The sequence below is a fragment of the Nocardiopsis dassonvillei genome (genome assembly GCF_964273065.1).
Classification (GTDB): domain Bacteria; phylum Actinomycetota; class Actinomycetes; order Streptosporangiales; family Streptosporangiaceae; genus Nocardiopsis; species Nocardiopsis dassonvillei_B.
Map to the genome: position 1 here is coordinate 2899705 of NZ_OZ186815.1, position 20349 is coordinate 2920053.

Annotated in this window: 16 protein-coding genes and 3 tRNA genes; 3 read left to right on the forward strand and 16 right to left on the reverse strand. The window is 69.5% G+C overall.

What is annotated here, in order from left to right:
* Positions 1-92 precede the first annotated feature (92 nt).
* The 4 genes from ACSUPR_RS12770 to rplJ form a co-directional block, all read right to left on the reverse strand.
* The gene (locus ACSUPR_RS12770; protein WP_436891515.1) at positions 93-3971 is read right to left on the reverse strand and encodes a DNA-directed RNA polymerase subunit beta'; all 3879 of its coding nucleotides are present in this window, start codon (positions 3969-3971) and stop codon (positions 93-95) included.
* Positions 3972-4005: 34 nt separating this feature from the next.
* On the reverse strand, positions 4006-7473 hold the full coding sequence (rpoB, locus tag ACSUPR_RS12775) for a DNA-directed RNA polymerase subunit beta (protein ID WP_436891516.1): 3468 nt from the start codon (positions 7471-7473) through the stop codon (positions 4006-4008).
* 700 nt (positions 7474-8173) lie between these two features.
* The gene (gene rplL, locus ACSUPR_RS12780; protein ID WP_436891517.1) at positions 8174-8560 is read right to left on the reverse strand and encodes a 50S ribosomal protein L7/L12; all 387 of its coding nucleotides are present in this window, start codon (positions 8558-8560) and stop codon (positions 8174-8176) included.
* 98 nt (positions 8561-8658) lie between these two features.
* Positions 8659-9186 (reverse strand): 50S ribosomal protein L10, encoded by a 528-nt coding sequence (rplJ, locus tag ACSUPR_RS12785; protein WP_436891518.1) that lies wholly within the window; start codon positions 9184-9186, stop codon positions 8659-8661.
* Positions 9187-9666: 480 nt separating this feature from the next.
* On the opposite strand from rplJ, the gene ACSUPR_RS12790 reads away from it, so the two are divergent.
* Positions 9667-10521: a hypothetical protein gene (locus tag ACSUPR_RS12790; protein ID WP_436891519.1), complete on the forward strand. Its 855-nt coding sequence runs from the start codon at positions 9667-9669 to the stop codon at positions 10519-10521.
* 105 nt (positions 10522-10626) lie between these two features.
* Here ACSUPR_RS12790 and rplA read toward each other — a convergent pair whose 3' ends face one another.
* From rplA to ACSUPR_RS12815, 5 genes are all read right to left on the reverse strand, one after another.
* On the reverse strand, positions 10627-11304 hold the full coding sequence (gene rplA / locus ACSUPR_RS12795) for a 50S ribosomal protein L1 (protein ID WP_436891520.1): 678 nt from the start codon (positions 11302-11304) through the stop codon (positions 10627-10629).
* Positions 11305-11422: 118 nt separating this feature from the next.
* Positions 11423-11851: a 50S ribosomal protein L11 gene (gene rplK / locus ACSUPR_RS12800; protein ID WP_220563411.1), complete on the reverse strand. Its 429-nt coding sequence runs from the start codon at positions 11849-11851 to the stop codon at positions 11423-11425.
* Between the two features lie 252 nt (positions 11852-12103).
* Positions 12104-12940, reverse strand: coding sequence for a transcription termination/antitermination protein NusG (gene nusG, locus ACSUPR_RS12805; RefSeq protein WP_436891521.1), 837 nt, complete (start codon positions 12938-12940; stop codon positions 12104-12106).
* A gap of 257 nt (positions 12941-13197) precedes the next feature.
* On the reverse strand, positions 13198-13452 hold the full coding sequence (gene secE, locus ACSUPR_RS12810) for a preprotein translocase subunit SecE (protein WP_436891522.1): 255 nt from the start codon (positions 13450-13452) through the stop codon (positions 13198-13200).
* Positions 13453-13553: 101 nt separating this feature from the next.
* A tRNA-Trp gene (locus ACSUPR_RS12815) sits at positions 13554-13626 on the reverse strand.
* 278 nt (positions 13627-13904) lie between these two features.
* Here ACSUPR_RS12815 and ACSUPR_RS12820 point away from each other — a divergent pair.
* Together ACSUPR_RS12820 and ACSUPR_RS12825 are read left to right on the forward strand one after the other, a co-directional pair.
* Entirely contained in the window at positions 13905-15113 is a 1209-nt protein-coding gene (locus ACSUPR_RS12820) for a pyridoxal phosphate-dependent aminotransferase (RefSeq protein WP_436891523.1), read from the forward strand.
* Between the two features lie 256 nt (positions 15114-15369).
* Positions 15370-16416, forward strand: a complete 1047-nt coding sequence (locus ACSUPR_RS12825) for an adenosine deaminase (protein WP_436891524.1) — start codon at positions 15370-15372, stop codon at positions 16414-16416.
* Positions 16417-16422: 6 nt separating this feature from the next.
* Here the strand turns inward: ACSUPR_RS12825 and ACSUPR_RS12830 are convergent, their stop codons facing one another.
* From ACSUPR_RS12830 to ACSUPR_RS12860, 7 genes are all read right to left on the reverse strand, one after another.
* On the reverse strand, positions 16423-17016 hold the full coding sequence (locus ACSUPR_RS12830; RefSeq protein WP_436891525.1) for a TMEM165/GDT1 family protein: 594 nt from the start codon (positions 17014-17016) through the stop codon (positions 16423-16425).
* A gap of 463 nt (positions 17017-17479) precedes the next feature.
* On the reverse strand, positions 17480-18574 hold the full coding sequence (locus ACSUPR_RS12835; protein ID WP_436891526.1) for a UDP-N-acetylmuramate dehydrogenase: 1095 nt from the start codon (positions 18572-18574) through the stop codon (positions 17480-17482).
* A 27-nt stretch (positions 18575-18601) separates the two neighbouring features.
* Positions 18602-19027, reverse strand: coding sequence for a MaoC family dehydratase (locus ACSUPR_RS12840; RefSeq protein WP_436891527.1), 426 nt, complete (start codon positions 19025-19027; stop codon positions 18602-18604).
* A gap of 33 nt (positions 19028-19060) precedes the next feature.
* On the reverse strand, positions 19061-19504 hold the full coding sequence (locus tag ACSUPR_RS12845; protein WP_436891989.1) for a MaoC family dehydratase N-terminal domain-containing protein: 444 nt from the start codon (positions 19502-19504) through the stop codon (positions 19061-19063).
* Between the two features lie 130 nt (positions 19505-19634).
* Positions 19635-19799 carry a 50S ribosomal protein L33 gene (gene rpmG, locus ACSUPR_RS12850; RefSeq protein WP_026125254.1) on the reverse strand — a complete coding sequence of 55 codons (165 nt, stop codon included), beginning with the start codon at positions 19797-19799 and terminating at the stop codon, positions 19635-19637.
* Positions 19800-19918: 119 nt separating this feature from the next.
* Positions 19919-19994: transfer RNA gene (locus ACSUPR_RS12855), tRNA-Met, on the reverse strand.
* 99 nt (positions 19995-20093) lie between these two features.
* A tRNA-Thr gene (locus ACSUPR_RS12860) sits at positions 20094-20169 on the reverse strand.
* Positions 20170-20349: the final 180 nt, after the last annotated feature.

Sequence of the window (20349 nt, forward strand, 5' to 3'; positions counted from 1 at the left end):
TCCCCGGCCCGTGTCACGGACCCTCTTACACCGAACGGCGGCGGCGCCGCCCCCCGAGGGGGGCGGCGGACCGCCGCCGCCAGTTCACTTCGCTACCGGTTGTACGGCCCGAAGTCGTACTCCTCCAGCGGCACGGCCTCGCCGGAGCCCTGCCCGAAGGTGTACTCGCTCGGCTCCTCGTAACCGGAGACCGAGTACATCGAGGCCTTGGCCTCCTCGGTGGGCTCCACCCGGATGTTGCGGTACTGGGGGATGCCCGTACCGGCCGGGATGAGCTTACCGATGATGACGTTCTCCTTGAGGCCGAGCAGCGGGTCGCTCTTGCCGTGGATCGCGTTCTCGGTCAGCACGCGGGTGGTCTCCTGGAAGGAGGCCGCCGACAGCCAGGACTCGGTGGCCAGCGACGCCTTGGTGATGCCGAGCAGCACCGGACGGCCGGAGGCGGGCTGACCGCCCTCGGACACGACCCGGCGGTTGATCTGCTCGAACTTGGGCCGCTCGACCATCTCGCCGGGCAGCAGCTCGGTGTCGCCCGACTCCAGGATGTTCACGCGCTTGAGCATCTGGCGCACGATGATCTCGATGTGCTTGTCGTGGATGGACACACCCTGCGACTTGTACACCTCCTGGACCTCGGACACCAGGTGCTGCTGCACCGCGCGCGGGCCCTGGATGCGCAGGACCTCGTGCGGGTTGATCGCACCCTGGATCAGCTGCTGGCCGACCTTGACGTGGTCGCCCTCGCCGACCAGGAGCTGAGCGCGCATCGGGACCGGGTAGGCGATCTCGTCGGTGCCGTCGTCGGGGATGACGACGATCTTGCGGCTCTTCTCGGTGTCGTCGATCCGGATCCGACCCTCGACCTCGGAGATCGGGGCCACACCCTTGGGGATGCGGGCCTCGAAGAGCTCCTGGACACGGGGCAGACCGTGGGTGATGTCCTGACCGGCGGAACCGCCCATGTGGAAGGTCCGCATGGTCAGCTGGGTGCCGGGCTCACCGATGGACTGGGCCGCGATGATACCGATCGCCTCGCCGACGTCCACCGGCTTGCCGGTCGCCATGGAGCGGCCGTAGCAGGTGGTGCAGACGCCGATCTTCGCCTCGCAGGTCAGCGACGAGCGGATGCGCACCCGGGTGATCCCGGCGGCGATCAGCTTGTCGATGTTCTGCTCGGAGGTGTCGGACAGCGCGGGCAGCACCAGGTCGCCGTTGGCGTCGTGGACGTCCTCGGAGAGGGTGCGGCCGAACCCGGTGTTCTCGACGTTGTGCTTGCGCACGACGACGCCGGCGGCGTTCTTCTCGCCGATCTCGTGCCACAGCGACCGGTCGGTGCCGCAGTCGATCTCCCGGACGATGACGTCCTGGGCGACGTCCACCAGACGACGGGTCAGGTAACCCGAGTCGGCGGTCCGCAGCGCGGTGTCGGCCAGGCCCTTGCGCTGGCCGTGCGTGGAGATGAAGTACTCCAGCACGGACAGGCCCTCGCGGTAGGAGGACTTGATCGGACGCGGGATCGTCTCACCCTTGGTGTTGGAGACCAGACCGCGGATACCGGCGATCTGACGCACCTGCATCGGGTTGCCTCGGGCGCCGGACTGGACCATCATCCACACCGGGTTGTCGGCGGGGAAGTTGTCCTCCATGTTCTTGGCGACCTCGGCGGTGGCCTGGGTCCACACCTCGGTGAGCTCGTTGCGGCGCTCGTCGTCGGTGATGAGACCCCGGTCGTACTCGCGCTGGATCTTGTCCGCCTTGCGGTCGTAGCCCGCGAGGATCTCCGCCTTCTGCGGAGGCGCGACGACGTCCTCGATGCCGATGGTCAGGCCGGACCGGGTGGCCCAGCGGTAACCGGCGTCCTTGAGGGCGTCCAGGGTCGTGGCGACCTGCACCTTGGGGTAGTTCTCGGCGAGGTCGTTGACCAGCACCGAGATCTGCTTCTTGCCGACCTGGTAGTTGATGTACGGGTAGTCCACCGGGGTGGTCTCGTTGAAGAGGTACCGGCCCAGGGTGGTCTCCAGGGTGTACGGGTCGCCCTGCTTCCAGTCCTGCGGCGGCGTCCAGTCCTTGGGAGCCGGGGCGCCGTCCTCGATGCGCAGGCGGATCTTCGCCTGCAGGTCGAGGTCGCCCAGGTCGTAGGCCATGATCGCCTCGGCCGGACCGCGGAACGCGCGGCCCTCGCCGGTCGCGCCCGGCCGCTCCGTCGTCAGGTAGTACAGGCCGATGATCATGTCCTGGGTGGGCATGGTCACGGGCTTGCCGTCGGACGGCTTGAGGATGTTGTTGGTGGCGAGCATCAGCAGCCGCGCCTCGGCCTGGGCCTCGGCGGACAGCGGCAGGTGCACGGCCATCTGGTCGCCGTCGAAGTCCGCGTTGAAGGCGGTGCACACGAGCGGGTGGATCTGGATGGCCTTGCCCTCGACCAGCTGCGGCTCGAACGCCTGGATGCCCAGGCGGTGCAGGGTCGGGGCGCGGTTGAGCAGAACCGGGTGCTCGGTGATGACCTCTTCGAGGACGTCCCACACGACGGGGCGGGACCGCTCCACCATGCGCTTGGCGCTCTTGATGTTCTGGGCGTGGTTCAGGTCGACCAGGCGCTTCATCACGAACGGCTTGAAGAGCTCCAGGGCCATCTGCTTGGGCAGACCGCACTGGTGCAGCTTCAGCTGCGGGCCGACGACGATGACCGAACGGCCGGAGTAGTCGACGCGCTTGCCCAGCAGGTTCTGGCGGAACCGGCCCTGCTTGCCCTTGAGCATGTCGGACAGCGACTTGAGCGGACGGTTGCCGGGCCCGGTGACGGGGCGGCCGCGGCGGCCGTTGTCGAACAGCGCGTCGACGGCCTCCTGGAGCATCCGCTTCTCGTTGTTGACGATGATCTCGGGCGCGCCGAGGTCCAGCAGCCGCTTGAGGCGGTTGTTGCGGTTGATGACGCGGCGGTACAGGTCGTTGAGGTCGGAGGTCGCGAAGCGGCCACCGTCCAGCTGCACCATCGGACGCAGGTCCGGCGGGATGACCGGGATGCAGTCCAGCACCATGCCCATGGGGCTGTTGCGGGTGTTGAGGAACGCCGAGACGACCTTGAGCCGCTTCAGGGCGCGGGCCTTCTTCTGGCCCTTGCCGGTGCGGATGGTCTCGCGGAGCTTCTCGGCCTCCTCGTCCAGCTCGAAGTTGGCGAGCCGGTCCTGGATGGCCTGGGCGCCCATGCCGCCGCGGAAGTACTTCCCGAAGCGGTCCCGCATCTCGCGGTAGAGCATCTCGTCGCCCTCGAGGTCCTGGACCTTGAGGTTCTTGAACCGGTTCCAGACCTCGTCGAGGCGGTCGATCTCGCGCTGGGCGCGGTCGCGCAGCTGGCGCATCTCGCGCTCGGCGCCCTCGCGCACCTTGCGGCGGGCGTCGCCCTTGGCACCCTGCTCCTCGAGCTCGGCCAGGTCGGCCTCGAGCTTGCGGTGCCGCTCCTCGATGGTGGAGTCGCGGCGCTGCTCCATGTGCTGCTTCTCGACCGCGATCCGCGCCTCCAGGGACTGGAGGTCGCGCTCACGGGCCTCGGTGTCCACCCACGTGACCATGTAGGCGGCGAAGTAGATGATCTTCTCGAGATCCTTCGGCGCCAGGTCCAGCAGGTAGCCCAGGCGGGAGGGCACGCCCTTGAAGTACCAGATGTGCGTGACGGGAGCGGCCAGCTCGATGTGGCCCATCCGCTCGCGGCGCACCTTGGCACGGGTCACCTCGACGCCGCAGCGCTCACAGATGATGCCCTTGAAGCGGACGCGCTTGTACTTGCCGCAGTAGCACTCCCAGTCCCGGGTCGGGCCGAAGATCTTCTCGCAGAAGAGGCCGTCCTTCTCGGGCTTGAGGGTCCGGTAGTTGATGGTTTCGGGCTTCTTGACCTCGCCGTGCGACCACTGGCGGATGTCGTCGGCCGTGGCCAGGCCGATGCGCAGCTCGTCGAAGAAGTTGACGTCGAGCACTTAATTCGTCCCCTGCTCTCGAAGAATGCGGAAGTTAGACCTCTTCGACACTGCTCGGCTCGCGCCGACCCAGGTCGATTCCCAGTTCTTCCGCCGCGCGGAAGACGTCCTCGTCGCTGTCCCGCATCTCGATGGACATACCGTCACTGGACAGCACCTCCACGTTCAGACAGAGCGACTGCATCTCCTTGATGAGCACCTTGAAGGACTCAGGGATGCCCGGCTCGGGGATGTTCTCGCCCTTGACGATGGCCTCGTAGACCTTGACCCGGCCCACCACGTCGTCGGACTTGATGGTGAGCAGCTCCTGGAGGGCGTAGGCGGCGCCGTAGGCCTCCAGGGCCCAGACCTCCATCTCACCGAAGCGCTGGCCGCCGAACTGCGCCTTACCGCCCAGCGGCTGCTGGGTGATCATGGAGTACGGGCCGGTGGAGCGCGCGTGGATCTTGTCGTCCACGAGGTGGTGGAGCTTCAGGATGTACTTGTAGCCGACGGAGATGGGCTCGGCGAAGGGCTCACCGGTGCGGCCGTCGAACAGGCGGGCCTTGCCGTCCGCGTTGATGAGGCGGTTGCCGTCCTTGTTCGGGCGGACCGACGTGATGAGACCGCTGAGCTCGTCACCGTGCAGGCCGTCGAAGACCGGCGTGGCGACCCGGGAGCCGGGCGGTACGTCGGTGGCGCCGATGGCGTCGAGCGCCTTCTGCCAGTCCTCCTCCAGGCCCTCGACCAGCCAGCCGTTCTTGGCCAGCCAGCCCAGGTGGACCTCCAGCACCTGGCCGACGTTCATTCGGCCGGGGACGCCCAGCGGGTTGAGGATGATGTCGACGGGGGTGCCGTCCTCCAGGAAGGGCATGTCCTCCTGCGGGAGGATCTTGGAGATGACGCCCTTGTTGCCGTGGCGGCCGGCGAGCTTGTCGCCGTCGGTGATCTTGCGCTTCTGGGCCACGTAGACGCGGACCATCTCGTTCACGCCGGGGGCGAGCTCGTCGCCCTCCTCGCGGCTGAACACCTTGACGCCGATGACCTTGCCGGACTCGCCGTGCGGCACCTTCAGGGAGGTGTCGCGGACCTCGCGGGCCTTCTCGCCGAAGATGGCGCGCAGCAGGCGCTCCTCCGGGGTCAGCTCGGTCTCGCCCTTGGGCGTGACCTTGCCGACGAGGATGTCGCCGTCGACGACCTCGGCGCCGATGCGGATGATGCCCCGGTCGTCGAGGTCGGCCAGGACCTCTTCGCTGACGTTCGGGATCTCGCGGGTGATCTCCTCCGGGCCCAGCTTGGTGTCGCGGGCGTCGACCTCGTGCTCCTCGATGTGGATCGAGGACAGGACGTCGTCCTGCACCAGGCGCTGGGAGAGGATGATGGCGTCCTCGTAGTTGTGGCCCTCCCACGACATGTACGCCACGAGGAGGTTCTTGCCCAGCGACATCTCGCCCTGGTCGGTGGACGGGCCGTCGGCCAGGACCTGGCGCTCCTCGACCCGCTGGCCCTCGCTGACGATGGGTCGCTGGTTGAAGCAGGTGCCCTGGTTGGAGCGCTGGAACTTGTGCAGGCGGTACGTCTTGCGCGTGCCGTCGTCGGCCATGACGGTGACGTAGTCGGCGGTGACGTCCTCGACGACACCGGCCTTCTCGGCGAGCACGACGTCACCGGCGTCGGTGGCGGCGCGGTACTCCATGCCGGTGCCGACGAACGGGGACTCGGCGCGCAGCAGCGGCACGGCCTGGCGCTGCATGTTGGAGCCCATGAGCGCGCGGTTGGCGTCGTCGTGCTCCAGGAACGGGATCATGGCGGTGGCGACCGACACCATCTGGCGCGGCGACACGTCCATGTAGTCGACCTCGTCGGTGCCGACCTGCTCGAACTCCCCGCCCTTACGGCGGACGAGCACGCGGTCCTCGGCGAAGGTGCCGTCCGGGTTCATCGGCGTGTTGGCCTGCGCGATGATGTACCGGTCCTCCTCGTCCGCGGTGAGGTAGTCGACCTGGTCGGTGATGCGGCCGTCGACGACCTTGCGGTACGGGGTCTCCACGAAGCCGAACGGGTTGACCCGCCCGTACGCGGCCAGCGAGCCGATGAGGCCGATGTTGGGACCTTCGGGGGTCTCGATCGGGCACATGCGGCCGTAGTGGGAGGGGTGCACGTCGCGGACCTCGAAGCCGGCGCGCTCACGGGACAGACCGCCCGGGCCCAGCGCCGAGAGGCGGCGCTTGTGGGTCAGGCCCGCGAGCGGGTTGGTCTGGTCCATGAACTGGGACAGCTGCGAGGTGCCGAAGAACTCCTTGATGGAGGCCACGACGGGGCGGATGTTGATCAGGGTCTGCGGCGTGATCGCCTCGACGTCCTGGGTGGTCATCCGCTCGCGGACGACGCGCTCCATGCGGGCCAGGCCCAGGCGGACCTGGTTCTGGATGAGCTCGCCGACGGTGCGCAGGCGGCGGTTGCCGAAGTGGTCGATGTCGTCGACCTCGATCGGCAGGGTGCCGAGCGGGGTCTCCCTCTCCTTCTCGCCCGCGTGCAGCCGCACGAGGTACTCGATGGTGGCGACGACGTCCTCTTCGGTCAGCGTGCCCTGCGTGTAGTCGGTCTCCAGACCGAGCTTCTTGTTGATCTTGTAGCGGCCGACCTTGGCCAGGTCGTAGCGCTTGGGGTTGAAGTAGAGGTTCTCCAGCAGCGCCTGGGCCGACTCCTTCGTGGGCGGCTCTCCCGGGCGCAGCTTGCGGTAGATGTCCAGCAGGGCGTCGTCGGTGCCGGCGGTCGGGTCCTTCTCCAGCGTGTTGCGGATGGACTCGTACTGGCCGAAACGCTCCAGGATCTGGTCGGTGGTCCAGCCCAGCGCCTTGAGCAGGACGGTGACGCCCTGCTTGCGCTTGCGGTCGATGCGGACGCCGACGAAGTCGCGCTTGTCGACCTCGAACTCCAGCCAGGCACCGCGGGACGGGATGACCTTGCAGCCGAACAGGTCCTTGTCGGTGGTCTTGTCGACGGACCTGTCGAAGTAGACGCCCGGGGACCGGACCAGCTGGGACACGACGACACGCTCGGTGCCGTTGATGATGAAGGTGCCCTTGTCGGTCATGAGCGGGAAGTCGCCCATGAAGACCGTCTGGCTCTTGATCTCGCCGGTGTCGTTGTTGATGAACTCCGCGGTGACGAACATCGGCGCGGAGTAGGTGGCGTCCCGCTCCTTGCACTCGTCGACCGTGTTCTTGGGCGGCTCGAAGCGGTGGTCACGGAACGACAGGGACATCGTGCCCGAGAAGTCCTCGATCGGGCTGATCTCCTCGAAGATCTCTTCGAGACCGGACTGCTCCGTAACGTCCTTGCGGCCAGCGTTCCGGGCCGCGTCGACCCGGGCCTTCCACTTGTCGTTGCCAAGCAGCCAGTCGAACGACTCGGTCTGCAGGGCAAGCAGGTTCGGAACCTCGAGGGGTTCCTGGATACGGGCGAAAGAAACGCGGTGCGGACCAAGGGCGTTAGCGGAGGCGTTGCGCGAGGCTGCCAACAGGGGTCCTTCCGAAGGCTTGTGGCGGTTGAAGCGCGCACGCCAGACGATCCGTCACGAGAAGGACCGCCGCAACGCGGTTGAGACGGTCACATCGAGCGGGAACGGGTACCGTGTCCAGACGAAACGGGCTGGTCGGCAGCCGGTCACCGGCACAGGGATCACCAAAGGGCAGCGCAAAAGAGCAGTGTAGCCGAACACCACACCGCTGTCCACTCATGGTCCACAGCGCCACTCACGACACCGGCAGGATCACCTGTGGGAGGCGATCCGTCAACCCCTGCGCGGGGCCGATCCGCCCGGCGGACTGCGCGCTCGCCCTGGCCCCCGGGGGGTTGTGAGCCATCGGACACCCGGAAGAATTCCCCCGGGGCGGGCGGGTAAACACTCGCCCCCGGGCCTCCCAAGATTCCCGGCACCGGAGATTACCGTGTTCCGGGGACGATCCGCATCCGCGGACCGGGGCCGGCCCCGGCTCGGATCCGGCGTCCCGGCGCCGAGCACGAACAAGCTTCGCACACGTCCCGGGGTGATCCGCGCCGGACGGCGGCGCTCGGCGCGGCGGCCGCCGCGACCGGGCCCCGGAGGGCCCCTGGGCGGCCCGCGGACGGCCCCCGGACACACGAAGGCGGCCGCCCTCCCCGGTGTGGGGAGGACGGCCGCGCAGGCAGTCGACGGGCCGCGTGCGGCCCGCTGGGGACTACTTGAGGGTGACGGTGGCGCCGGCGCCCTCGAGAGCGGCCTTGGCCTTCTCCGCGGTCTCCTTGTTGACGCCCTCGAGCAGCGGCTTGGGAGCGTTGTCGACCAGGTCCTTGGCCTCCTTGAGGCCCAGGCTCGTGAGGCCGCGGACCTCCTTGATGACCTGGATCTTCTTGTCGCCGGCACCCTCGAGGATGACGTCGAACTCGTCCTTCTCGTCCTCGGCCGGGGCGGCGGCGCCACCGCCACCCGGGGCGGCGACGACGGCGGCCGGAGCGGCGGCGGTGACGTCGAACTTGTCCTCGAAGAGCTTCACGAACTCGGAGAGCTCGAGAAGGGTCATCTCCTCGAACGCGGCAAGCAGGTCTTCGTTGCTGAGCTTCGCCATGATGCGATCTCTCTTTCTTTACGAACACGCGCACCGTGGGGCATCACGTGCGAGCCAGTGGCCGGGCGCCGTCGGCACCCGCCGTGGTTCAAAAAGGTTTAAGCGGCTTCCTCGGAACGCTTGTCCGCCAGGGCCTGCGCGAGGCGCACGGCCTTGGAGGGGAGCGCCTGGAAGACGGCGGCGGCCTGGCCCTGCTTGGCCTTGAGCGCGCCGGCCAGCTTCGAGAGGAGGACCTCTCGGGACTCCAGATCGGCCAGCTTGGTGACGTCCTCGGCGCTCATCGACTTGCCGTCGATGATGCCGCCCTTGATCACCAGGGGCGAGTTCGCCTTCGAGAAGTCGCGCAGACCCTTGGCGGCCTCGACCACGTCACCGTGGACGAAGGCGATGGCGGACGGGCCGACGAGCAGATCATCGATCTGGACGTCGACGCCGGCCTCCTTGAGCGCCAGCTTGGTCAGCGTGTTCTTCACGATGGAGAAACGCGCGTTCTGACCGAGGCTACGGCGCAGCTCGGTGAGCTGAGCCACAGTGAGCCCCCGGTATTCGGTCAGCACGGCACCGCTGGACTCTCGGAACTCCTCCGAGAGCGCGGCGACCGCGGCTGCCTTGTCCGGCCTCGCCATGGGACTCCTTCCAACATTGAACGCCGGTGGTTTCCCAAGGACCCGCACTCATGGGCGTCAGCACGAGAAAAGCCCCGAGCGCCAGGCGCACGGGGCACGTCCGCGTATCCGGCTCCGGGCGCGCGGGGCGCGGTGGAGCGGTACGGGAAAGCTTCTGTGACACCTGCGCGGGCGCCCATCAGTGGATGGATCCTTAGGTCACCCGTTCGGGTGACGACCAGCGGTCTTCGGCAAGAACCCATCGTACCCGAACCGGCGGGTGCTCGAACCTCCGTTTCCGGAGATCCCCGACGTGACGGTGGCCACCCGGCAGGGGGCGGACCGGGACCGGGCCCGGGAAACCGCACGGGACCCGGTCCCGTCGTAGGGACGCAAGAAAAAATGCCCGGAATGTCCCCTGCGCGTGGGAGCATCGACGGCACCGAGCACTCCCCGCTCCCTGGTGCTCATCCCCCTTCCAGAGAAAGCGACACAAGCACCGTGAAGACCCGCGTCCCGGCCCTGTTCACCGCCGGGGTCCTGGCCCTGTCCCTCGCCGCCTGCGGCTCCGAGGAAGCCCCCGAGCCGACCGAGGAGGCCACCGAGGCCGCCGCGGAGGAGAGCAGCGGAGGCGGTCTCACCGACCTCCTGGCCGCGCTGAGCGAGAACACCGCGGAGGTCACCAACTACAGCCTCGCCGTCGAGGGCACGGCGACCGACCCGGAGTCCGGTGAGACCATCCCGCTGACCATGGCCTACCAGGTCATGGACGAACCCCAGGCCATCAGGATGGAGATGGTCATGCCCTTCTACGGGGAGATGATGGTCCAGCTCCTGGAGCTGGGCGGCGGCCTTCCGGACGGAGTGACCGCGGAGGACCTCTCCACGGTGACCAGCATCGCCACCGCGGACGACCGCTTCCTTCTCGCCAACCCGCACGACGTCTACGGCACCGGCACCGAATGGGTGGAGGACACCTCGGGCGCCGGCGGTCCGGATCTCTCCGAGAGCTTCGACGTCTCCCACCTGCCCGAGATGGTGGGCTCCTTCGGGGAGCTGGAGCAGATCGAGGAGGTCGGCCAGGAGGCGGTCGACGGTGTGGACACCACCGTCATCGCCGGCACCCTGACCACCGAGGAGATCCAGGGCCTGTCCACCGAGGGCAGAAACGCCTTCGAGGGCCTCTTCGGCGCGGAGATCTCCGGTGACCTGAAGAGCAAGCTGTGGGTGTCCGACGAAGGCTTCCCGATGCGCATGGAGTTCGTGGACGACACCTCCACCGTGAGGATGGAGTTCTCCTCCGTCGGCTCCACGTCGTTCGAGCTGCCCGCCGAGGACGCCATCGCCCCCATGTAGCCGTTCCGGCGCCCCGGGACGGGGGCGCCGCCGGGCCCCGTGGCCCCGGCGACGACGGCCCCCGGCTCCTTGCGGAGCCGGGGGCCGTTCGCGTCAGGAGGACCGTCAGACCTCGAGCGGGATGCTCGGGCCCATGCTCGTGCTGACCACGGCCTTCTTGATGTAGCGGCCCTTGGCGGCGGACGGCTTGAGACGGGTCACCTCGTCGAGGGCGGCCTGGAAGTTCTCCACGAGCTGCTGCTCGCTGAAGGAGGCCTTGCCGATGATGAAGTGCAGGTTCCCGTGGCGGTCCACGCGGAACTCGATCTTGCCGCCCTTGATGTCGGTGACGGCCTTGGCCACGTCGGGGGTGACCGTGCCCGTCTTGGGGTTCGGCATCAGGCCGCGCGGACCCAGGACGCGGCCGAGGCGACCGACCTTGCCCATGAGGTCCGGGGTGGCGACGACGGCGTCGAAGTCGGTGAAGCCCTTGGCCACCTTCTCGATCATCTCGTCGTCGCCGATGATGTCGGCGCCGGCGGCGAGAGCCTGCTCGGCACGCTCACCGGTCGCGAAGACCAGGACCCGTGCGGTCTTACCGGTGCCGTGCGGCAGGTTGACGGTGCCGCGGACCATCTGGTCGGCCTTGCGCGGGTCGACGCCCAGGCGCATGGCGACCTCGACGGTCGCGTCGAACTTGGTGGTGGAGGTCTCCTTGGCCAGCTTCACGGCCTCGGAGGGGGCGTACTGCTTCTCGCGGTCCACCAGCTCGCTGGCTTTGCGGTGGTTCTTGCTGCGCTTCACGCTGTTCTCCTTATGGGGAACGTGTGGTCTGTGGGCCAGCGCGAGGCCCTGCCACGTTTCGGTTCTGGAACTGTCGAGCATCCCTCGCCCGGCCGGTCGGAGCGGCCGGAGCACGGGGCTACTTGACCTCGATGCCCATCGAGCGGGCGGTGCCGGCGACGATCTTGGCGGCGGCCTCGATGTCGTCGGTGTTGAGGTCGGGCAGCTTGGTCTGCGCGATCTCGCGGACCTGCTCGGCGGTGATGGAACCGGCCGTGCTGCGACCCGGGTCGGTGGCGGCCTTGTCCAGGCCCGCGGCCTTCAGGATCAGCTTCGGCGCCGGCGGCGTCTTCGTGACGAAGGTGAAGGACCGGTCCTCGTAGATCGAGATCTCGACCGGGATCACGTTGCCGCGCTGGGACTCCGTGGCAGCGTTGTACTGCTTGCAGAAGTCCATGATGTTGACGCCGTGCGGACCGAGAGCGGTACCGACGGGCGGAGCCGGGGTCGCCTGACCGGCGGGCAGCTGCACCTTGACGAGTGCGGCCAGTTTCTTCTTCGGAGGCATATCGGGTCCTTTGCCTGATCTGCGTTGTGTACCGGTCCCTGTCCTCCCGGGGCACCGCACGGCCGGGGACGGCCGGGGGAACCACCGCGGTGGGAGGAACAGCGCCCGGGCGGTGAAGGCGCCGGGCGGCGGCCCGCCGGGACCGGGCGGGCCGGCGCGCCCCGCCGGAGGCCGGGCACGCGAGTGGGTCCGCACGAGGCGGACCCACCAAGTCTACGCCGCCCGGGCGAGTACCCGGGCGCGGTCACCGGGTCAGATCTTGGCGACCTGGTTGAACGACAGCTCGACCGGGGTCTCGCGGCCGAAGATCGACACCAGCACCTTGAGCTTCTGGGTGTCGGGGTTGATCTCGCTCACGGTGGCGGGCAGGGTCGCGAACGGGCCCTCCATGACCGTGACGGACTCGCCGATCTCGTAGGCGACGTCGGAGCGGATCTCCACGCCGCCGCCGGCCTTGGCCTTCTGGACCTGCTCCGGCTCCTCCTCCGGCTCGGGCGCCAGGAGCTTGGCGACCTCGGTGAGGCTCAGCGGGGCGGGCTTGTTGGACAGGCCCACGAAGCCGGTGACGCCGGGGGTGTTGCGGATGGCCGACCAGGACTCGTCGGTGAGGTCCATGCGGACGAGCACGTAGCCGGGCAGGACCTTCTCGGTGACCTGCTGGCGCTTGCCGCTCTTGACCTCGGTGACCTGGTGCTCGGGGACCTCGACCTGGAAGATGTACTCCTCCATGTTGAGGGACTGGGTGCGGCTCTCGACGTTGGCCTTGACCCGCTTCTCGTACCCGGCGTAGGTGTGCACGACGTACCAGTCGCCGGGGAGCAGGAAGAGCTCGTTCTTGAACTCCTCGACGGGGTCGGGGCGCGGGGCCTCCTCGGCCTCCTCCGCCTCGGCCTCCGCGTCCTCGTCGTCGGTGGACTCGGCCTCGTCGGCGGACTCGGCGTCGTCGGTCAGCTCGGCGTCGCCGCTCGGCTCGGAGTCGGCCTGCGCGGCCTCCTCGGACGGCTCGCCCGCCAGGCCGGTCGCTTCCGCCGACGACTGACCCGGCTCCTCTTCGGGGAAGTCGTCATTGGTCAGTGGGGACTCGGACACGGCTGCTGCTCTTTCTCTCGTCGGGTGCGCTGCGCGGCCCCTCCCGGGTTCCGCCCAGCGCTTCTCGATGCCCAGCGGTTCTCATGATGCGCTGCGCCGGGGCCGGAACGCCGCGCGGGCGCCCGGTTCGGGACCCGGTCCTGTCAGCTTAAGCTCTCCCGGCGCGGCGCGGGGCCAAGCGCGCACGGGCGAGGCCGCGTTCCGCACGGGGCGGAACGCGGCCTGTGAGATCGGAAGGCCCCGTACGGGGTCCGGGGCTAGAGCCCCTCAGGGGTGCCGAAGGTGCCGTAGAGCCAGGTGACGGCCTCGCCGAAGCCCCAGTCGAGGAGCGAGACGTAACCCAGGATCATGAGCACGAAGACCAGGACCACGATGGTGTAGGTGACCAGCTCGCGGCGCGTGGGCCAGCGCACCTTGCGCAGCTCGCCGACGACCTGCTTGGTGAACGTCACCGGACCGGTGCGGCGCGCGGGCTCCTTGTCGGGCTTGGCGTCGGCGTCAGTCTGAGTCACCTGGGGTCCTTAGGGTCCGCGGGGTGTCCCCGAGATAGCAGGAAAGCCCGTTCGCGCGACGCGGCGGCCGGTCAGGCCGCCACGCCGCGCGAACGGTCGTGCAGGGCAGGAGGGACTCGAACCCCCAACCGCCGGTTTTGGAGACCGGTGCTCTGCCAATTGAGCCACTGCCCTAAGCGGTAACCGCGGTCCCACCATAGCCGGTCCGGGCCGTGTGCGCACACTGCCTGTGCGTAACGCCTGGGCCACGACCGGCCGACGCGTCAGAGTTTACGGGCTGAGCCGCACCGGGCCAAACCGTTTGTACCGCCGCCGCCCCCGGCCGCCCCCGTTCCGGCGGCCCCCGGGCACGCCCTGTTCACCCCTGACCCGCACCGAACGGGCATTTCGTCCGGATCGAGTGAGGCTTCCCACCCGACAGGCCCCGGGCCTCGCATGACACCATGGATGCCATGACCAACCGACCCCGTGTCTCTGCACGTATCAGCGCCATCTCCGAGTCCGCCACCCTCGCCGTGGACGCCAAGGCCAAGGCCATGAAGGCGGAGGGCCGTCCCGTCATCGGCTTCGGCGCGGGGGAACCGGACTTCCCGACTCCGGACTACATCGTCGAGGCGGCCGTCGCCGCCGCCCGCGAGCCGAAGTACCACCGCTACACCCCGGCCGGCGGCCTGCCCGAGCTGAAGAAGGCCATCGCGGAGAAGACCGCCCGCGACTCCGGCTACCAGGTGGAGCCCTCCCAGGTCCTGGTGACCAACGGCGGCAAGCAGGCCATCTACGAGGCGTTCGCCGCCCTGCTCGACCCGGGCGACGAGGTCATCGTCATCGCCCCGTACTGGACCACCTACCCCGAGTCCATCAAGCTCGCGGGCGGCGTCCCGGTCTACGTGGTCACCGACGAGACCACCGGCTACCTGGCGAGCGTGGAGCAGCTGGAGGCGGCGCGCACCGAGCGCACCAAGGTCCTGGTGTTCGTCTCCCCGTCCAACCCGACCGGCGCCGTCTACCCGCGCGAGCAGGTGCGCGCCATCGGGCAGTGGGCGAACGGGCACGGCCTGTGGGTGCTCACCGACGAGATCTACGAGCACCTGGTCTACGGGGACGCCGAGTTCTCCTCGCTGCCGGTGGAGGTCCCCGAGATCGCCGACCGCACCGTCATCGTCAACGGCGTCGCCAAGACCTACGCGATGACCGGCTGGCGCGTGGGGTGGGTCATCGGCCCCAAGGACGTCGTCAAGGCCGCGTCCAACCTCCAGTCGCACGCCACCTCCAACGTCGCCAACGTGTCCCAGGCCGCCGCGATCGCCGCGGTGTCGGGCGACCTGGCCGCCGTGGAGGAGATGAAGAAGGCGTTCGACCGCCGCCGCAGGACCATCGTGCGGATGCTCAACGAGATCGACGGCGTGTTCTGCCCGGAGCCGCAGGGCGCCTTCTACGCCTACCCGTCGGTCAAGGGCGTGCTGGGCAAGGAGATCCGCGGCCGCCGCCCGCAGACCTCCGCCGAGCTGGCCGAGCTGATCCTGGAGGAGGCCGAGGTCGCGGTGGTGCCGGGCGAGGCCTTCGGCACCCCGGGCTACCTGCGCCTGTCCTACGCGCTGGGCGACGAGGACCTGGCCGAGGGCGTCAGCCGCATCCAGAAGCTGCTGGCCGAGGCCAGGTAGCCGACCGGAGCACGGGGCCGCTCGGATCGTTCCGGGCGGCCTCCGGCGTTCCGGCCCGGCGCCGCCGGCGAAATGCGGTGATCGGACACCACCGGGGGCACCGGTGCGGCACTCTTGGGTCGTGACCTCTCCCTCGCCTCCGGCGGGGGCGGGGCTTTCCCCTACCCTCCATCGGAAGGACCGGCCCGGCCCGGGAGCGGCACCGAACGCCTCCGCCGGGCACAGGGGTGGAATGACGAAAGATCGGGAGTATCCGGTGGAGACACCCATCACCGGCCGCCGCCTGGACCGGCTGCCCAAGGCTCACCTGCACCTCCACTTCACCGGGTCGATGAGGCACTCCACGCTGGTGGAGCTGGCCGAGGAGCGGGGCGTGCACCTGCCCCAGGCCCTGGTGACCGAGTGGCCGCCCAGGCTGCGCGCCACCGACGAGCGCGGCTGGTTCCGGTTCCAGCGCCTCTACGACGTCGCACGGTCGGTGCTGCGCAGACCCGAGGACATGTACCGGCTGCTGCGCGAGGCGGCCGAGGACGAGCGCGCCGCCGGCTCGGGCTGGCTGGAGATCCAGGTGGACCCCAGCGGGTACGCGGCCCTCTTCGACGGGCTGACCGCGACCCTGGAGCTGGTCCTGGACGCCGCCCGGGCCGCCGAGCGCGCCACCGGGGTGGGCGTGGGGATCATGGTGGCGGCCAACCGCACCCGGCACCCGCTGGACGCCCGGGCGCTGGCCCGGCTGGCCCGCCAGTACGCCGGCCGGGGCGTGGTGTCCTTCGGGCTCAACAACGACGAGCGGCGCGGCCGGGCCCGCGAGTTCGAGGCGGCGTTCCGGATCGCCCGCCGGGCCGGGCTGCTGTCGACCCCGCACGGCGGGGAGCTCCAGGGCCCGCTGAGCATCCGGGAGTGCCTGGACGAGCTGGAGGCCGACCGGGTGGGGCACGGGGTGCGGGCGATCGAGGACCCGTACCTGGTGGAGCGGATCGCCACCCAGGGGGTGACGCTGGAGATCTGCCCGACCTCCAACGTGGGCCTGGGGGTGTTCAACGAGCTGGCGCACGTGCCGCTGCGGCGGCTGTTCGACGCCGGGGTCCCCATCGCCCTGGGGACCGACGACCCGCTGCTGTTCGGCCCGCGCCTGGTGGAGCAGTACCGGATCGCCCGCGAGGTGTTCGGGTTCACCGACCCCGAGCTGGCCGAGCTGGCGCGGATGTCGATCCGGGGGGCCGGGGCGCCGGACTCGCTCAAGAAGGAGATGCTGTCCGGGGTCGAGGCCTGGCTGGCCGCGGACCCCGAACCGGAGGGCTGACCCGGGTCAGCCCAGGAGCATCAGGACGCCCTGGCCGACCATGACCGCGCCGGCGACGAAGAACAGGGACGCGGCGCCGATCCGGATGGCCTTCTCCGGGAGCTTCTTGCCCAGGACCGCGCCGAGGGCGATGGCGATGGCGTCGGCGGCGACCATGCCCACGGTGGAGCCGATCCACACCGGGAGCCAGTCGTACTGCGTGCCGACGGCGATGGTGGTCAGCATGGTCTTGTCGCCGAGTTCGGCGATGAAGAACACCGTGAAGACGGTGACGAACGCGGACCTGATGCGGCGGGAGGCGGCGCGCTCCTCGTCCTTGGCGCTCATCTCGTCGCCGCGCAGCGTCCAGGCACCGAAGACCAGGAAAGCGATGCCCGCGATGAGGGTGATCCAGTCGGTGGGCAGGGATGCGCCCAGCACCTCGGCGATGAACACGCTCGCGACGTGCACGACGGCGGTGGCGGCGGTGATGCCGAGGATGACGGTGAGGGCGCGGTAGCGGGTCGCCAGGGACATGGCGACGAGCTGGGTCTTGTCACCCATTTCGGCGATGAAAACGGCCAGGGCGCTGAATCCGAGGCCCGCGAGAAATACCGTCATGTGTCCTCTCCCCTGCGAGGCGGTGGGCGGAAGGGAGCGGATACGCCCCTTCGACCCGGTCGTTGATGGCCGGGTCGAAGGTCTCGTCCGCCCTGGTTTCCGCCGCTTCCTCGGGAGGAGGGCGTGGCCGGGCCCGCGTGACCGGGACCACAGGGGTCCAGTGTGTCGACCACGCGATCGGGGACTACTCCCCTTCGACATGTCCGACTTTAGGGCAGAGTCATGCGGATATGCAATTCATGGATTACGCGAATTCACCCCGGAGGCCGGTCGAATAATGGTGTTCGGCGAGCCTCACTTTTTTATTCGACCCGCTTTCGCCTTTTCTTCGGAAACGCCTCCGGCCGCCCGGGCCCCCGCGGGGCCGGCCGCCGGACCTCCGGCCGGGGCCCCGGGACGGCTCGTTGGTGTGGGACCTCTGCGGCTCCTCCTGGAACCCGTCCGCCCCGGGATCCGGGCCCCTCTAGAGGGAGACCCCGACCATCACCGGTTCGTTGACCAGGCGCACCCCGAAGGCCGCCTCCACCCCGGCGCGGACCTCTCGGGCCAGGTCGAGGAGGTCCGCGGTGGTGGCCCCGCCCGGGTTGGTCAGGGCCAGCGTGTGCTTGCCGGACAGCCGGGCCGGACCGGAACCGTAGCCCCTGCCGAATCCGGCGCGGTCGATGAGCCAGGCCGCGGACAGCTTGACGTTGCCGTCGGCGTCGGGGTGGCCGGGCACCGGGACGTCCGGGCCCAGCCGCTCGGCGGCGCGGTCGCGCACGGCCGCGAACTCCTCGGCGGTGACGACCGGGTTGGTGAAGAAGGACCCGGCGCTGCGGGTGTCGGGGTCGTCGGGGTCCAGGACCATGCCCTTGCCGCGGCGCAGGCCCAGGACGGTCTCGCGGGCCCGTTCCATCGGGACCCGCTCCCCCGCCTCCACACCCAGGGCGCGGGCGACCTCGGCGTAGGCGACGGGGCGGCTCGGCTTTCCGCGGTGCAGGGCGAAGACGACCTCGCACACCACGTACCGGTCCTCGCCCTTGAAGACGCTGTCGCGGTAGGTGAACCCGCACTCGGCGGCCGACAGCACCCGGCGTTCGCCCGTGCGCCGGTCGTACACCAGCACCTCGCGGACGGTCTGGGAGACGTCCTGGCCGTAGGCGCCGACGTTCTGGATGGGGGTGGAGCCGACCCGGCCGGGGATGCCGGAGAGGAACTCCAGGCCGTTGAGGCCCTCGGCGACGACCCGCTCCACCAGCGGGTCCCACTCCACCCCGGCCTCGGCGCGCAGCAGCACCACGGGTTCGCCGGTGGCGGGGTCGGCCGCACCGGTCTCCTCCAGGGAGACCCCCTGGGAGGCGACGTGGACCACGGTGCCGGGGAACCCCGTGTCGGCGACCACCAGGTTGCTGCCGCCGCCCAGTACCAGGACCGGCTCACCGGCGGCGTCGGCCGCGGCGACGGCCGCGACCAGCTCGTCCGTGGTGTCGGCCCGCAGGTAGGACCGGGCGGGCCCGCCCAGGCCGAGGGTGGTGTGGTCGGCGAGCCGGACGGCGGTCGGTTCGGTGTGTGCGGACACGGGGGTGTTCCTCCTGCTGCTGCGGCCTCAGGCCAGGCGGACGACGGCGGTGGAGCGGGCCAGGACCTTGGCGCCGCCGGAGCGGGCGTTGATGGCCACGGTGACCGTGCCGTCGTCGTGCTTCTTCTTGACGGTGCCGCCGACGACGATCTCGGTGCCCTCGTCGTCGTCGGGGACCACGACGGGTGCGGAGAAGCGCACCGAGTAGTCGACGACGGCGCCGGGGTCCCCGGTCCAGTCGGTGACGAGGCGGGCCGCCTGCGCCATGGTGAACATGCCGTGCGCGATCACGTCGGGCAGGCCGACGGACTTGGCGAAGCGCTCGTTCCAGTGGATGGGGTTGAAGTCGCCCGACGCCCCGGCGTAGCGGACCAGGTCCAGGCGGCGGACGGTGAAGGTCCGCTCGGGGATCTCGGTGCCGACCTCGACGTCGGCGTGGCGCAGCTTGCTCACTGTCGCGTTCCTCGGGTTGTGGGGGCCGGTGGTCTACTCGCCGCGGACGACGAGCATCATGCCCGCCGTGACGACGTGGTCGCCGGAGGCGTCGGTGGCGACGGTCTCCAGCGTGAGCAGCTCGTTGCCGCCCAGCGCCTTGACGTCGGTGATGCGGGTGACGGTGTCGAGGACGTCGCCCGCGACCACCGGGCGGCTGTAGTGGAAGCCCTGGTCGCCGTGGACGACGCGGGAGAAGTCGACGCCCAGCTCCGGGTCGGCGATGGCCTGCGCGGAGCCCGCCATGCCGAGGATGACCGGGAAGGTGGGCGGGGCCACCACGTCGGCGTACCCGGCGGCCTTGGCCGCGGCCGGATCGGTGTGGACGGGGGCGGGGTCGCCCACGGCCTCCGCGAACTCGCGGATCTTGACGCGGGTGACCTCGTAGGCCTCCGGGGCCCGGTACTCCCGGCCCACGTAGTCGGGGTTGATCGCCACGCTCTGCCTCTCCTGAAAGGTGCCCTGGGACGCGAACGGCCCGGTGAGCGGATAGCTCACCGGGCTCGAAGTCTATGAGAAGCCGTGCTCCTCACGCGCGGTTCGATCGACCGCAACGGCTCACGCGGACCTAGCGGGTCTCGCGGTGCTCGTTGTGCTTGCGGCAGTTCGGGCAGAACTTCTTGATCGTGAGCCGGTCGGGGGTGTTCCGACGGTTCTTGCGCGTGATGTAGTTACGGTGATTGCACTCCTGGCAGGCCAGGGTGATCTTCGGCCTCACGTCTGTGGCAGCCACGTCGGAGTGCCTTTCTCGTGGAAGACGGACTTGGTCGTGCAGTGCACCGAGGGTGAACACTGCGAAGCCCCCGCATCGACCCCTGGTGCACGGTGTGCGGTGTCCAGGGGCCAGCGAGGTGGTAGCGGAGGCCGGACTTGAACCGACGACACAGCGATTATGAGCCGCTTGCTCTACCGACTGAGCTACTCCGCCCCGATCGGAGGGGCATGGTCCGTGATGTCGAACCCGCCCCGGTCGGCCGGCGGAGATCCACCGGCCACCCACCTGAGTGGACCGGACCTCATCAAGTGGTGGAGCCCCTTTACGGAATCGAACCGTAGACCTTCTCCTTACCATGGAGACGCTCTGCCGACTGAGCTAAAGGGGCGCGCTGCTCGGTTCCCGCTCCTTCGTTCCCGGCCTTCCGGCCCGGCCCTCCGGGGCGTTCCCCCTTGCGCTGGTCATGACTATACATGGGTTGGGGGGTGGTCTGCCAAATCGGATGCGCCCGCCTCCGGGCCGTGCCGCGCGGACCCCGCCCGGGGACCGCGAAGCCCCTGCTGCACAG

Excerpts from the sequence above, each read along its gene's own strand:
- rplL (WP_436891517.1), bottom strand. The coding sequence starts at position 8,560 with ATGGCGAAGCTCAGCAACGAAGACCTGCTTGCCGCGTTCGAGGAGATG.
- rplJ (WP_436891518.1), bottom strand. The coding sequence starts at position 9,186 with ATGGCGAGGCCGGACAAGGCAGCCGCGGTCGCCGCGCTCTCGGAGGAG.
- rplK (WP_220563411.1), bottom strand. The coding sequence starts at position 11,851 with ATGCCTCCGAAGAAGAAACTGGCCGCACTCGTCAAGGTGCAGCTGCCC.
- ACSUPR_RS12820 (WP_436891523.1), top strand. The coding sequence starts at position 13,905 with ATGACCAACCGACCCCGTGTCTCTGCACGTATCAGCGCCATCTCCGAG.
- ACSUPR_RS12830 (WP_436891525.1), bottom strand. The coding sequence starts at position 17,016 with ATGACGGTATTTCTCGCGGGCCTCGGATTCAGCGCCCTGGCCGTTTTC.